Here is a 15,895-nt window from a genome sequence, read left to right as displayed (position 1 = left end):
GATTAGAATAAGGCTCTTAAAATAATCCAATTGGCACCGTCTGAAATCGCTTTGATCCAGTTGTTGGATGGTTCAATACCAATGTTTAATCCAGTTGCTGTAGTTGTTGTACTATCTGAAATTAAATACCCCCCAGCAGAAGCAATAGCTATCGAAACAGATGCTACGTTTTTAATAGTAATTTCACGACCAGCACCCACAGTAACGGCACTTGGTAGAGTAATCGTTTGGGAAGCTGTTGAACCAGAGAATACCAATACGTTCGCATTGTCAGTTGTTAAAATGGTATAAGTCGCCGTTTTACTCAATACACCACCACCATTGTTTGACCAAGTAGCTAACCCATTTGCATCCGAAGTCAATACTTTTCCTAAACCTGGAGAGCCTCCTGCAATTTTTATAGTACCTGCAATTTCAGTATTTCCATTTGATGCTGTAATTTTAAATTTATCAGTATTTACAGCAACATTTCCAGTTACTCCTAAGGTACTTGACAAAGAGGTTGCCCCAGTAATAGTTGCTGTGGTACCCACGTTTAAAGCTCCTGCAATACCGGCACCTCCTGCTACTTTTAACGCTCCAGAGGTTGAAGATGTTGATGCAGTAGCATCAGGAAGATCTAAAGCTCCCATGATACGGGTTTGGGTGGTGGCAGCGTTACCTATTAATGTACTATTGCTACCCAAACCAACAGTTCTATATGTAGAACCTCCAGCAATAACCACTTCATTATCATCACCATCAGCTAATGGTGAAGTATTAATACCAATAAAAGTAGAATTTGACCCAGTTGTATTTGCTACTGTACCTGAAGAACCAATATAGGAACCCGCATAATATCCAAGCGTAGTATTTCCACTTCCAGTTGTTAACTTGTAGCTCGACCAATAACCTAAAGAAACATTTTTAGTCGATGTGGTAGAAGATTTTAGTGCGTTGTTACCCACAGCAACATTATAACTACCACTTGTATGAGTATTTAATGCTGCTGAACCAATAGCAACGTTATCTGAACCTGTAGTAAGGTTATACAATGATGAATAACCTAAAGCTATGTTATCCAGTCCTGAAGTGATACTCGTTAATGTATATGCCCCAATAGCGGTATTATAATCAGATGTAGTAGTTGTTGTATTCATAGCATTACTGCCCACTAAAACATTGTTGGATCCACCTACTTTACCAAGCTTTACTCCGTTAGAAACTATATTAGAACTAAATGTTTTGGCTCCAGCAAATGTTTGAGTTGTTGTCGTAACTACACCTCCATTAGTCCCGTCAGCTGGGGCAAGATTTAATACTCCTGTAGTAATACTTGCACCATTAGCTGTTGAAGACCCGCTTATAGTTCCTATACTTGTTACCCCCGCAGGAGTAGCCCAAGAACCCACTCCATTAGCATCTGAGGTCAACACTTTGCCGGCGCCTGGAGAGCCACCTGCAATACTTATGGTTCCGCCAATATAGGTATTCCCTGCAATACCGGCACCACCTGCTACTTTTAATGCTCCCGTTGTTGTAGAAGTTGAACTAGTTGTTGAACTTATTGTAGTTGCCCCAGTAATAGTTGCTGTGGTACCCACATTTAAAGCTCCAGCAATACCGGCACCTCCTGCTACTTTTAACGCTCCAGAGGTAGAAGATGTTGATGCAGTAGCATCAGGAAGATCTAAAGCTCCCATGATACGGGTTTGGGTGGTGGCAGCATTACCAATTAATGTAGTATTAGATCCTAGTCCCACCGTTCTAGTAGTAGCATTACCTCCGGCGATAACTACTTCATTATCATCTCCATTTGCCAATGGCGAAGTATTATATCCAATAAAAGTAGAATTAGTTCCAGAGCTATTTGCTGATGAATTTGTAGGTCCAATGTAAGCTCCTGCTAATGTTCCAAACGCGGTATTACCACTTCCTGTAGAATTTAATAGTAATGCTCTATATCCTAATCCCGTATTGTTTGCTCCAGTAGTATTGTTAATTAATGTCCCCGATCCTATAGCGGTATTCGTTTCTACAGCACCGCCACCACGTCCAAAACCAATGCCTTGTACGCGTAAAGCGTAGTTGGTTAAAGCGGAATACGATCCATTAGTAAAGGTAGGGTCAATATCTAGCCCAACTAAAATATCTGCATTTGCAGCAGCCGTTAGTGTAGGAGTAAATTTAGTTCCTATCGCAAGAGCGGAGGCAGCAGTCAATGCAGGAGAAAAGGTTTTAGCTCCTGCAAAGGTTTGCGTTCCGGTTGTCACTATACCACCGTAGCTGGCGCTAGCAGGTTCTAAATTCAAATTCACTCCTGATATTGTGGCACCATTGGCATTAGGTGTACTTCCTATGGCAGCCATTGTAGTTACACCTGTTGGTGTTGTCCAAGTCCCCAATCCATTGGCATCTGAGGTCAATACTTTTCCTGCTCCTGCTCCATTAGTAACTGTTAAGGTTCCGGTAATTTTAGCATTGCCCCCCACGTTAAGATTCTCTACAATACCAACTCCACCTCCTACTTTTAGCGCTCCAGTTGTTGTTGAGGTTGAAGTAGTCGCATCCGGGAGATCTAAAGCTCCAAATACTTTGGCTTGAGTGATTAATGAATTTCCTAGTACAGTTGAATTGTTTCCAAGTCCTCTTGCATCGTATCCAATTACAATTTCATTGGTTGATGTGGAGTTTAACGGTTTGGTTTCAGCACCAATAAAAACACTTTTATTGGAAGAAGTTACTCCTGCATCGTTAGTATCTCTAAAACCGGCATATTTTCCAACCCCGACATTGTTTGAACCCGAAGTTGCGTTGAGAAAAGTTCCTTGACCTACCGCCACATTGTATTGTCCCGTTGTCAAATTAGAAAATGATCCCGTTCCTACTGCAGTATTTCGATCATTTGTAGAATCACCCAGTACTTTAAGGGCATCACTTCCAATAGCAGTATTTGACTCCGAACTTGTTGCTGTAGATAAAGCTCGATATCCTAAAGCGATATTATCAATACCTGTAATTAAAGCTTTAGCCGCTTGAGATCCTACAACCGCATTTCTAGAACCCGAAGTAACTACTTTTAAGGCATTATAACCCAATGCTGCATTTTCGGTACCGGTAGCAGTCGCGCTAATGGCATCGGTTCCTACTGCAGTGTTAGTGGCAATTGCTCCTTTTCCACGTCCAATATTGACACTGTTGACTACCATATCGGAGCTAAAGGTTTGTGTTCCCGTAAACGTTTGTGCTGCATCGGTTCTAGCAATGGTTGCATCGGTTGTTGGAAAGGTCATAGTTTTGTCATCGGTACCCGCTAAAACAATGGAGTTATTTGCAGTTAGTGTTTTGCCATCGGCAATAGTTAAGGTAGCACTTGCAGTAGGTTGTGTAATTGTAACTTTATTTATGGTAGTTGCAGTGGCAGCTCCTAATGTTGGCGTAACTAAAGTTGGAGAAGTAGCTCTTACTACATTCCCCGATCCGGTAGTTGCAATCTCTTCCACAACTCCAGCACCAGCTGTTACACGTCCTAATACTTTATCGGTAGCACTTACATTTTGAATTTTAGCATACGTAATATTAGCGTCTTTTACTTTAGCAGTTTCCACAGCATCGGCTGCTAGTTTTGCTGCTGTTACATTAGCATCTTTAATTTTTACAGTTTCTACTGCATCGGTAGCTAGTTTTGCTGCAGTTACATTTGCATCTTTTATTTTTAGAGTTTCTACTGCATCAGTTGCAAGCATTCCCACAACAACTTTCCCTGTTCCAATAGCAGTAACTCCGGCATTTGTCATCGTTACATCACCTGATGGTGTTACTTCGGTAGCTACGTTTGACGCATTTCCTAAATAAATTTTTCCATCAGCTAAAGTGGTAATTCCTGCTGTTGCTGTATCCACATAATTTTTAGTAGCTGCATCTTGCGCTAAAGTAGGATCAGCTACTCCAGTCAATTTATTGGCTCCTAAAGCTACGTCAGCTGCAGCAGCTCCAAAACCACTTAATGGAATGTTGGCTTTGTCTAATTTGGCATTAGTTACTGCGGCTGCTTTTATTTTTGCAGTTTCCACAGCGTTATCTGCTAAATCACCAACTACTATGGTGCCGTCAGTAATTTTGGCAGAAGTCACTGCATCAGCCGCTAATTTATCAGTAGTAACATTTAAATTTTTGATTTTAGCAGTTTCCACAGCATCGGCTGCTAGTTTTGCTGCTGTTACATTAGCATCTTTAATTTTTACAGTTTCTACTGCATCGGCTGCTAAATCGCCAACTACAATTGAGCTAGCCAAATTTAATTTCGAATAGGCAATAGCTGCAGTTGTAGATACATCTGCATTTACAATGGTTCCGTCTGCAATTTTAGCCGAAGTAATCGAACCATCCGATACCCCTGCCGCAGCGGTTTGTGCATCTACATATGCCTTCACTGCTTTTTGAGATGGAAATAATACATCGCTTGGTGCACTATTTCCTAAATCAGTGGCCGTACTTTTATTCGCAGTAGGTTCTGCTCCTAAATTAGTTAAGGCCGCAGCCGCTGTTGTAGCACCAGTACCGCCTTTCGCAATAGCAATTTCGGTACCGTTCCAGGTACCTCCATTTACATTTCCAGTAAGATTAATATTTCCTTTAAAATAATTATCTGTCACCGAAGTGTTTCCTATGGTTACGGTATTATTCCCGTTACCTGATGTGTTGTATCCAATTACAACTTCATTGCTACTTGAATTTGCGTTTGATTTAGATCCACCTCCAATATAAATACTTTGATTAGATATTGTTAAGTTTCCTCCTACAAAACTTCTACCTGCGGATGAACCAATTGCAATATTATCTGAACCTGAAGTTAAAAAATCTAGAGACCCCATACCAATAGAGGTATTAGAAAAGCCATTAGTAATTAACTTCAGAGCACCAGATCCAATTGCAGTATTCCAAGCACCTGTAGTATTAGCCTTCAATGCACTATTACCAAAACTTGAATTACTAAATCCATTGGTATTCGATAACATACTTTGATAACCTAAAGCTGTATTGTTTGTTCCATAGTGCGCTGCGCCTACACCAATCACATTGTTAGACAAAGCTTGATTTCCCAAGGCAGTATTACTTGTATCTGATCCACCACCTTTACCCACAGTCAATCCATTCACCGTCAAATCATAAGCGCCTAAATTCACTGCACCTGTAGCGCCTGTATAAGGAACCGCAGTAGTAGATGAACTTGAAACAGCGGTATCTACATAGGTTTTTACAGCTTTCGCAGAAGGGAATTTTACATCGGAGGCTCCATCTGTACTAACGCTTAGCGTTTTATTAGCAGCATTCTCTTTCAAATCCAAAGCGGTTTGAGTGGCTGTTGAGACTGGTTTATTGGCATCAGTAGTATTATCTACATTCCCCAATCCTAAATTGGTTCTTGCATCGGCTGCAGTAGTAGCTCCAGTACCTCCTTTGGTGATGGCAATTTCGGTACCGTTCCAAGTACCTGAAGATATTGTTCCCAGAGTCCATCCATTGGTTCCATCATGTTGCGCGCGAATATTTCCACTACCGTCAGCTAAAATTACATTATTGGATAATGTGGGAGACAAACCTAAAATCTTTGATCCAATTATAGTATTGTTACTTCCTGTAGTAATACCTATACCTACTGGATAACCGCTTACTACATTGTAGGTTTGAGAACCGATAATAGTATTGAAACTTCCTGTAGTTATTCCCATACCAGAAGCAGTTCCGATTAATGTATTATCAGTAGGAAATGTAGAACTTACTGTATACAAACTTGATCCTGCATAGTATCCAATTGCTGTGTTGTATTTACCTGTCGTATTATTAGTAAGAGCTGATTTACCAATTGCTGTGTTATAATTTCCATTTGTATTTCTGTACATAGCAGAATGACCAATGGCTGTATTCCACGATCCTGCGTTATAAGAAGCTGGTTGATTACTAGCCAATGTAAGATATCCAAGAGCAGTATTCCCATAAGTTTGTGATCCTCCTCCTACTGTTATATCATTCACTTTAATATCACTATTAAATGTCTTTGCTCCAGCAAAAGTCTGAGCTCCTGTAGTTACCACCCCACCATTAGTGGCATCAGCTGGTGTTAATACTAATTCTGTAGTTCCATTAATTACGGCACCTTTTGCATTAGAGGTAGCTGAAATATTACCAATAGTACTCAAACCTGCGTTTGCAGCGACTATCGAATTCTTAACATATTCTGTAGTAGCAATAGTAGTCGAATTATCGGCCGTTGCTGGCGTAGGAGCTGTTGGGGTACCTGTGAAAGTTGGTGAAGCTAAATTGGCTTTTAATGCTAAAGAAGTAGTAACATCTGTAGCATTTGCTTTCAATGCTTCGGCAGCCGTTGCTCTAGTTACTTCGGCAGCTAAATTAGTTGTCAATGTAGTTTCAGCAGCCGTAGCTCTTGTAGTTTCAGCAGCAATAGCCGTAGCATTAGTAGCCACGTTTGTAGTTAAAGTAGCTTCAGCAGCCGTTGCTCTTGTAGTTTCTGCTGCAATAGCAGTGGTATTGGTAGCCACGTTTGTAGTTAAAGTAGCCTCTGCAGCTGTAGCTCTTGTCGTTTCTGCCGCAATAGCCGTAGCATTAGTAGCCACGTTTGTAGTTAAAGTAGCTTCTGCAGCCGTAGCTCTAGTCGTTTCTGCCGCAATAGCCGTTGCATTAGTAGCTACGTTTGTAGTTAAAGTAGCTTCTGCAGCTGTCGCTCTTGTCGTTTCAGCAGTAAGATCTACTGTATTGGCTTTCAAATCCAATGCTGTTTGTGTAGCCGTTGATACAGGTTTGTTTAGATCGGTTGTATTGTCCACATTCGCTAAACCTACCATCGATTTGGTAATTCCAGATACGGTTCCGGTAAAGCTTGGCGAAGCTAAATTTGCTTTCAAATCCAAAGCGTTTTGTGTCGGTGTTGAAACGGGTTTGTTGATATCGCCTGTGTTATCCACATTTCCCAACCCTAAATCTGCTTTTGTTAAAGACAAATTTCCTACATATCCATTAACCGATTGTACGGGTGGAGCAGGCGTTAACAATTCAACCCAATTGGCTAAAATTGTAGGATCTGATTGTGCTAAAACATAGTTTTTATTTACGTCTGTTCTAATCACCACACTACCAATCAAAGCATTGGTCTGAGCTAACATTTCCGCTTGGCTAGCCAATACTTTTACACTTGAAAATGAAATGGCCGGAATTTGTTCCGTAGGTATTTTACCCAAAGCATTCAAACTCGCTGTTCCATTGGGAACACCCACTTGGTTGGTATTTAATTTTAAATTCAACGCATTTTGAGTTGCCGTCGAAACCGGTTTAGCGGCATCCGAAGTATTGTCTACATTGGCTAAATTGATATCAGCCTTTGAAAGTTGAATAGCTCCCGTCAAACCATTTACTGATTGTACTGGTGCTCCAGGGGTTAACAATTCAATCCAGTTAGCCAAAACAGAGGGTCCAGCTGTAGATAGTATAAAGTTTTTATTCACGTCTGTTCTTACAGCGATACTTCCTACTGTAGCATTGCTCAAAGCCAACATTGCAGCTTGACTACCCACCACATTGGTAGAAGCCACACTGATTGGTGGCAACTGGTTTGCAGGAATAATACCCGCTGAATTTAAGGTCGCAATCCCGTTAGGAACACCTGCCAAACTAGCATCTAATTTTAAAGCTAATCCGGGTACCGTTGGTGCTGCGGCAGTACCGCTTAAATCCCCTGCCAATCGGATTTTTCCTTTAGTATTGGCGTCAGCATCTACAATAGTAGCTCCCGCTATAGCGGTATCCACATAGGTTTTAACCGCATTTTGTGTTGGGAATAAAACGTTGCTTGTCCCTAAAGTCGTCGTAGTCGATTTGTTGGCTGCATTTTCTTTTAATGCTAATCCAGGTACAGTAGGTGCTGCAGCAGTTCCTGCTAAATCACCTGCTAACTGAATTTTCCCTTTAGTATTGGCATCGGCATCAACAATAGTAGCTCCCGCAATAGCGGTATCCACATAGGTTTTTACCGCATTTTGCGTTGGGAATAAAACGTTGCTTGTCCCTAAAGTCGTCGTAGTCGATTTGTTGGTTGCATTTTCTTTTAAAGCTAAACCAGGTACAGTAGGTGCTGCAGCAGTTCCTGCTAAATCACCTGCTAGTTGTACTTTCCCTTTAGTGTTTGCGTCTGCATCCACTATCGTACTATTTGTTAATTGACTATCAACATAAGTTTTGGTAGCCGTTGACATTGGTTTATTCAAATCTGAAGTATTGTCTACATTGCCAATTCCTAGATTGGTTCTGGCTCCAGCAGCGGTAGTTGCACCCGTTCCTCCATTAGTCAAAGCGACAACTCCAGTTACATTTCCGGCAGTAATTGCAGCATTGGCAAAAGGAACAGCATCCAATTTTTCTACTGATAATTCCTCGTATTGGTTACACAATCCTGTGGCATCAAGTGCTACTTTCATCGATTTATCAGCTGAAGCACTCCATACAACTGCACCAAATGAAGTAGCATAACCACCGGTTTGAGTACCACTACCAATAGTGATATTCACCATACCAAATTCGTCTGTTTTTGTTTTAACTACCTCTTGGTATTCTAAACCAGAACTAGCATCTAACAAACTAAATTGCAAACAAATAGTGCGGTTCGTCATAGGGACATTGGCCACGTTGACACCAGGAACATTTTGCCCTCCGGGCGCATAGATTACTGCTTGATACGTCATGCCTTTGTTTTGAGCAAAAACATAAGTTGAACCTAATAAAAGAAGGATGTAAAATAATTTTTTCATGGGGAATTATCTTTTTATTAAATCAAAATAACCTCCGAAAAGGATTTGGGTTGTATTAATAGAAACATGATCGGAATTGTTGCCTAGTTTTAGGCTTTTGCTTAGGTTTAAGCCAGCGCTTAAATAGCCGTTTTTGGTTAAATAGTATTTGGCATACACCCCAAGAACTGGTTGAATAATGATGCCTGAAAATTCATTTACACCCACTAAATTAACTGCTGAATTATCTACTTGTTGATGACCTCTCAGTAGAGTTGAAAGGTTTAATCCTGCTTTAGCACTTAAGAAAAAATAAAACGAATCGTAAAATTGATAGTCTACAGAACTCTGTACACCCAAGTAAGTGGTTTTCCATTCTAATTTGTTCACATTTGAGGCCGCAATAGCATTGAAATCGTTGATGGTTACACTTCCTGAATACTTTAAATCTTTAAAATTTTTGTATTTCAAAACATCGGTATACCCAATTTCATAGGCATCTCCAAAGCCTTTAATACCTAATTTATCCGCATAAGCCGATTTGTTTTTGTAATGAAATGTGCTAAAGTTTTTTCCAAGATTGAAGAATACTCCTTGGGAGTAAGCGGTGATGGTAAGAAGGAAAAAAAGGATGTGGGGTATAATTTTTTTCATTTATATTTTGATTATTTTGATTTTAAAATGGTGGTGGTGAAAGAATAGCGATTTCCGTCGAGTTTAACAACATACTCTCCTGAAGCTATTAATAAATTAGTTATCGAAAGTATAGTATCAATTGCTTCTTTTTCTTGAAACAATATCAAACGCCCATGAATATCAAAAATAGAAACAGCAATTTTACCAGTTACAGGCGCCGAAAATGTAAAGTTCACAACATCTACCACTGGATTTGGGTACACCAAAGTGGTTATTGCATCATTAGTAATGGGCTGAACATTGGAAATTTTACTTTGTTGAAATCCCTGACCTAAAATTACTTTTTTTGTTGTAGAGATACCAATAACACCTTGTTGAGCAATCGTGTGAGTCACCTTTATACCCGTTGATGTTGTAGCAACACCTCCATGAGCAGAAAGCATATGATGGTGCAGTTTTTGCCCATACATCAAGCTACAAAAGAAAAACAAGACAACTACTTTCATTATTAATCACTTTATTTTTTACAAAAAAAAGAGGCTGTAAACCACTTAATTTTTAATACCTATATGTGTTAACCTACAAAAATAATATTATTCCCCTATTTTCATTTATAAAATACAACAAAATTGTCCAATAAAATTAAAAAATAGACACTTTTTAATTTTAAAATTCAAAATTCAAATGGATTTTGACAAAATATCTTACAAATACTGAAAAATCCCCAAGAATTACAAAACTGTATTTCTTGGGGATTTAAATTAGCAGAGAGGATGGGATTCGAACCCACGATACAGTTACCCATATACAAACTTTCCAGGCTTGCTCCTTCAACCACTCGGACACCTCTCTAATTGGGGTTGCAAATAACTTAAAAAAAACTGACTTAGAAAAATGAAAAAGAATTATTCTTGGATTTCACCTCGTAACGAAGTTTCAAATACCTCTTTAAAATTGGACACCAATTCATTTTGGCCTAACAGATACATCAACTTTGTGATAGCAGCTTCAGTCGTAATATCGTTACCAGAAATCACTCCTATTTCGCGCAAAGCAGTACTGGTTTCATATTGACCCATTCGGACACTTCCACCTGAACATTGGGTTACATTGATAATATGAATTCCGTTTTGAATGGCTTTTTGCAAAACAGCCAAAAACCAATCGTCAGTAGGCGCATTGCCAGCTCCGTAGGTTTCTAAAACTATCCCTTTCAAATTCGGAATAGTTACAACGGCATCCATTAATTGTTCGCTAATACCTGGGAATAATTTCAGGATAATCACATTGGTATCTAAATTTTTATGCACACGCAACTCCTTTCCGGAAACAGGAAGCAATGCCTCCGAATTGATTTTCAGATGCACTCCCGATTCGATCAAAAAAGGATAATTGGGCGAGGTAAACGCTTTGAAATGTTCGGCATTGATTTTAGTGGTGCGATTCGCGCGATACAATTTGTATTCAAAGTACAAACCCACTTCTTGAACCACCGCTTGTCCATTCTCTCGCAACGATGCAATTTGGATTGCCGTGATTAAATTTTCTTTGGCATCGGTACGCAAATCTCCAATAGGCAATTGCGAACCTGTGAATATAATTGGCTTGGCCAAATGTTCCATCATAAAACTCAAAGCCGAAGCGGTATACGACATCGTATCGGAACCATGAAGCACCACAAAGCCATCAAAAGCAGTATAATTGTCCTCGATGATAGTGGCTAATTTGACCCACTTCTCCGGATTCATATTAGAAGAATCGATCGGATTTTCAAACGAAATGGTTTCGATTTCGCAATCCAATAATTTTAGTTCTGGAATGCGTTGCAACAACTTACTAAAATTGAAAGCCTTCAACGCACCCGTTGCAAAATCTTTCTTCATACCGATAGTTCCACCGGTATAAATCAGCAATATTTTTGCTTTAGAAAGCATGGTTGTATTTTAATTTATTAACTACCGGATTGGCATACATAGCCAAAAATCCTTCCAATGCAATTGGATTGTCTAAACCAATTCGCATCTCCAATCGGCGCTCAAAAAGTGATTTTTCTGATTCGGTGTACAGGTGCGAATAGGTCGACGACTTATGCACAATATCGTAGGCGATAAAGTTGGTCGGCCATAGTTTGTAGTTGCTTAAAACGGCATCGTCGATTTTTTGTGCCAAAGCTTGAATTTGTTTGTTTGACGAATCATTTTCAGCAACGATTTGGTCAATTTCAGTGTCCAATACTTTTCCAATGTGCAAATGAATGCGTTTCTTTTGTCCCATCACGCCACTCAAAATCGTATTCAAATCTTCATTTTTGGATTTAACATACACTTCGTTATTCGCCTCTGCTAATAGCTGTGGCATTTTCAAAACATCGGTTGGGTCGTACTCGTATGATATCGAAACCGGAACGATTTTCAGCTTTTTAAAGTACTGCATTACATCGGCTTCATCAGAGGCCATGCCAATCATTTTTAACACACCAGGATTGGTTTCGTCGTTACCATCTTTGGTTCGTCCTTCGCGTTGTGCAATCCAAACCGAACGGTTTTCGTGTAACAACAACTGCCCCATATATTCAGATAATAATTTGGAGCTTTGCAACATTTCTCTTGGCGACAAACCTCTCAATACTAAGAAATTACGATTCAGTTGCGCCAAGGTTTTGATGAATGATTTTTGAACCAAATTATCGCCAATTGCCGAAGCCGTCATCAAATGGCCGTTTTGAAATAAAGCGGCATTCAATAAAGTGGTGTCTAATAGAATATCTCGATGATTGGAAATAAACAAATACGAATTGTTTTTTTCCAGATGTTCAAAGCCCGAAGTGGTCAAGCCATCGGAGCTGTTTTCTAAAATTCTTTGAACGGTATGGTAAATAAAATTACATTGAAAATCACGAATGGAATGAGTTTTTTTCAATTGTGCTTTCCAAACCTCATCTTCCATTTCTGGAAAAGTAAAATTCATTAACGCCTTCATCATTGGATGGGAAATTACAGATTGTAATGCCTCATTTACTTCAGTTTCATAAAAAGGGCGTATAGCGTCAAACTTTTGCATTTTAAAATAATTTTATAGAGGACAAATGAACAAAAAAAAACCCAAATTAGCGTCAATTCTGGATTAAATCCCGAAAACTGCTTTGGAGTTTTCGGTTGTAATTCGTGCAATTTCAGTTACTGGCAATTGATAGATTTCGGCTAATTTTTGTGCCACCAAAAGGGTATAACTGCTTTCATTGCGCTTACCACGGTATGGAACTGGAGCTAAATAAGGCGAATCAGTTTCGAGTACAATATGTTCCAATGGGATTTGATCTAAAAACTGATCTATTTTTCCGTTTTTAAATGTGGCTACTCCGCCAATTCCTAATTTTAATCCATACGAAATAGCTCTTTGGGCTTGATCCAAATCGCCAGTAAAACAATGAAAAATGCCAAATAATTCGGATGATTTTTCCAATTCTAGGACTTCAAAGACTTCGTCAAAGGCATCGCGACAATGGATATTTATCGCTAAACCGTGTTGCTTGGCCCATTGGATTTGGCGTTGAAAAGCAATCTTTTGAATGTCCAAAGTAGTTTTGTCCCAGTACAAATCAATTCCAATTTCGCCAATAGCATAAAATTTATGTTGCGCCAATTGGGTTTCCACATGGGCTAATTCTTCTAAATAATTTTCTTTTACATAACAAGGATGTAAGCCAATCATTAGATGCACATTGTCAGGAAATTGGGCCTCCAAATCATACATTTTCTGCGTTTCAGAACTGTCAATGGACGGAATAAAAAATCGAGAAACTCCTGCGCTGATGGCGCGTTGGATCATCTCGGTTCGGTCTTGGTCAAACTCTTCAGAACATAAATGTGTATGGGTATCGGTCAATATCATGGATCGAAAATTATAAAAATTAGTGGCGCTTTTTAAAAGACAAATAAGCCACTATGGTACTCAACAACATCAAAAATCCAGCTAAGACAAAAGGGGCACCTGCAAATTTAAACGGCGCTTCGTTGTGGGTGAAAAAATAAAATACGGTAGACATCATTGGCGGTCCAATAATTGCTGAAGCACTCATCAAACTCGACATTGTTCCTTGAATTTCACCTTGCTCATTCGCAGGCACTTGTTCTGAAATTACAGCTTGCATGGCAGGGCCTGCAATTCCTCCCAAACAATACGGAATTAAAAAGACAAACATCATCCAACTTTGAGTGGCGGTGGCAAATAAGAACATACCGATGGTATACAAGGCCATTCCCACATAAATACTTTTTTCGTTGCCTAACTTAGGATTGATCCAACGAATTAATCCACCTTGAACTAGCCCCACTAAAAGTCCGATGACACCTAGTGATATTCCTACCATTTTCTCGTCCCAGTTGAATTGGTACATAGTAAAGAAACTCCAATTGCTATGCACGGCGTGAGACGCTACATACAATAAAAAAGTAGCGATTACTAAACCAATCAATTTAGGGTATTTTTTCAAATGTAATAAGGCTCCAATGGGGTTGGCACGTTTGATATCAAATGCTCTACGATTTTCTTTAGCCAAGGATTCAGGTAAAATAAAATACCCATACAAAAAGTTCAACAAGCACAAGATAGCTGCCGCATAGAATGGAACTCTAGCGCCGTATTGGCCTAATAAACCTCCAATAACTGGTCCGATGATAAATCCTAATCCGAATGCTGCTCCAATCATTCCAAAGTTTTTGGCTCTGCTTTCGGGCGTACTCACATCGGCAATATAAGCGGTTGCTGTAGTGATACTCGCTCCCGTTAATCCGGCAATAATTCGCCCAACAAACAACCATTGAATCGTTGGCGCAAAAGCCAACAACAAATAATCCATAGAAAAAGCAAAAAGCGATATTAAGATAATGGGTCTTCTGCCAAATTTATCACTTAAATTCCCCACTAAGGGAGCAAATAAAAATTGAGTGATGGCATACGCAAAGGTCAACCATCCGCCATATTTAGCAGCTTCGCTGATGTCGCCATGAATTAATTCTTTAATCAATTTTGGGATCACCGGAATAATAATTCCCCAACCCGTAATATCAATTAACATGGTAATGAAAATAAATCCGATAGCGGCCGACTTTTTATTGGATGACATAATGGTACTTTTTAGGAAAAGCAAATAAACAAAAAAATCCCAAACTCTTGGTGGAGTTTGGGATTTAATATGTTAGATTCTGAAACAAGTTCAGAATGACAATTCTACAATTCGAATGCTTTTTTAGGATTGTTATCGCAAAGCAATTCAACTGGATTTTCAAGGGCTTCTTTAACCGCTACCAAGAATCCAACAGACTCACGACCGTCGATAATTCTGTGGTCATACGAAAGAGCCACATACATCATTGGGTGAATTTCTACTTTCCCATTAACTGCAATTGGACGCTCAATAATGTTGTGCATTCCTAAAATTCCTGATTGTGGTGGGTTGATAATTGGTGTAGACAACATACTTCCAAAAACACCTCCATTTGTAATAGTAAATGTTCCTCCGGTCATATCGTCAACTGTAATTTGTCCGTCACGCGCTTTGATAGCCAAACGTTTGATTTCAGCTTCTACTCCACGGAAAGTCAAGTTTTCAGCATTACGAACTACGGGCACCATTAATCCTTTTGGACCAGAAACCGCGATTGAAATATCACAAAAATCGTAAGCTACTTTGTAATCTCCATCCATCATAGAGTTAACATCAGGATACAATTGCAAGGCTCTTGTCACTGCTTTTGTAAAGAAAGACATATAGCCTAAACCAACACCTGCGTGTTTAGCTTTGAACGCATCTTTGTATTCGTTACGCAAGTTGTTAATTGGAGTCATGTTCACTTCGTTGAAAGTAGTCAACATAGCTGTATCGTTTTTAGCTGCTACTAAACGTTCTGCTACTTTACGACGCAACATCGACAATTTAATTCGTTCAGTACCACGACTTCCTCCTGTTGGAGTTCCCATAGAAGGTACTGCATTTACAGCATCTTCTTTAGTAATACGACCATCTTTACCTGTTCCAACGATGTCAGAAGGCTGGATGTTTTTTTCGTCTAATATTTTTCTTGCCGCTGGCGAAGGTGCTTGCGCTGCATAAGTTGCTACTGGTGCTGGAGCCGCTTTTGGCGCTTCAACTTTTTTCTCTTCTACTTTTTTCTCTTCTACTTTTGGCGCTTCTGCTACTGGAGCCGGAGCTGAGCCAGATGGTTTTGCTGCAGCAGTATCAATCAAACAAACTACGGCACCTACCGCTACGGCATCACCCTCTTCAGCTTTAAGTGTAATTACACCGCTTGCTTCTGCTGGTAATTCTAAGGTGGCTTTGTCTGAATCTACTTCAGCAATTGCTTGGTCTTTTTCTACATAATCGCCATCTTTTACTAACCAAGTGGCAATTTCTACTTCTTTGATTGATTCCCCCGGTGAAGGGACTTTCATTTCTAAAATCATCGTTTGTAATTTTATTG

At 39.5% G+C, this 15,895-nt stretch carries 8 protein-coding genes and 1 tRNA gene; all 9 read right to left on the bottom strand.

Features of this window, described 5'->3' with window-relative positions; all coding sequences use genetic code 11:
- Positions 1–2 precede the first annotated feature (2 nt).
- On the bottom strand, positions 3–8,798 hold the full coding sequence (locus LPC21_RS03770) for a beta strand repeat-containing protein (protein WP_229318174.1): 8,796 nt from the start codon (positions 8,796–8,798) through the stop codon (positions 3–5).
- Between the two features lie 6 nt (positions 8,799–8,804).
- Positions 8,805–9,431 carry a hypothetical protein gene (locus tag LPC21_RS03765; protein ID WP_229318173.1) on the bottom strand — a complete coding sequence of 209 codons (627 nt, stop codon included), beginning with the start codon at positions 9,429–9,431 and terminating at the stop codon, positions 8,805–8,807.
- Positions 9,432–9,442: 11 nt separating this feature from the next.
- Positions 9,443–9,919: a T9SS type A sorting domain-containing protein gene (locus LPC21_RS03760; RefSeq protein ID WP_229318172.1), complete on the bottom strand. Its 477-nt coding sequence runs from the start codon at positions 9,917–9,919 to the stop codon at positions 9,443–9,445.
- A gap of 259 nt (positions 9,920–10,178) precedes the next feature.
- Positions 10,179–10,265, bottom strand: a tRNA-Ser gene (locus tag LPC21_RS03755).
- A 53-nt stretch (positions 10,266–10,318) separates the two neighbouring features.
- Positions 10,319–11,347, bottom strand: coding sequence for an asparaginase (locus tag LPC21_RS03750; protein ID WP_229318171.1), 1,029 nt, complete (start codon positions 11,345–11,347; stop codon positions 10,319–10,321).
- Complete coding sequence (locus LPC21_RS03745; RefSeq protein WP_229318170.1) at positions 11,337–12,473, bottom strand: 1-acyl-sn-glycerol-3-phosphate acyltransferase; 1,137 nt, start codon at positions 12,471–12,473, stop codon at positions 11,337–11,339. The genes LPC21_RS03750 and LPC21_RS03745 overlap by 11 nt, the downstream gene beginning before the upstream one ends.
- A gap of 63 nt (positions 12,474–12,536) precedes the next feature.
- Positions 12,537–13,304 carry a TatD family hydrolase gene (locus tag LPC21_RS03740; RefSeq protein ID WP_229318169.1) on the bottom strand — a complete coding sequence of 256 codons (768 nt, stop codon included), beginning with the start codon at positions 13,302–13,304 and terminating at the stop codon, positions 12,537–12,539.
- 19 nt (positions 13,305–13,323) lie between these two features.
- Positions 13,324–14,538, bottom strand: a complete 1,215-nt coding sequence (locus LPC21_RS03735) for a TCR/Tet family MFS transporter (protein ID WP_229318168.1) — start codon at positions 14,536–14,538, stop codon at positions 13,324–13,326.
- A gap of 104 nt (positions 14,539–14,642) precedes the next feature.
- A complete protein-coding gene (odhB, locus tag LPC21_RS03730; RefSeq protein WP_229318167.1) occupies positions 14,643–15,878 on the bottom strand; it encodes a 2-oxoglutarate dehydrogenase complex dihydrolipoyllysine-residue succinyltransferase in 1,236 nt (411 codons plus the stop codon).
- Positions 15,879–15,895 lie beyond the last annotated feature (17 nt).

It is taken from the genome of Flavobacterium ammoniigenes (assembly GCF_020886055.1).
Classification (GTDB): domain Bacteria; phylum Bacteroidota; class Bacteroidia; order Flavobacteriales; family Flavobacteriaceae; genus Flavobacterium; species Flavobacterium ammoniigenes.
The sequence above is the reverse complement of the archived record's forward strand: the minus strand, read 5'-3'. Positions and strand labels throughout refer to the sequence as shown.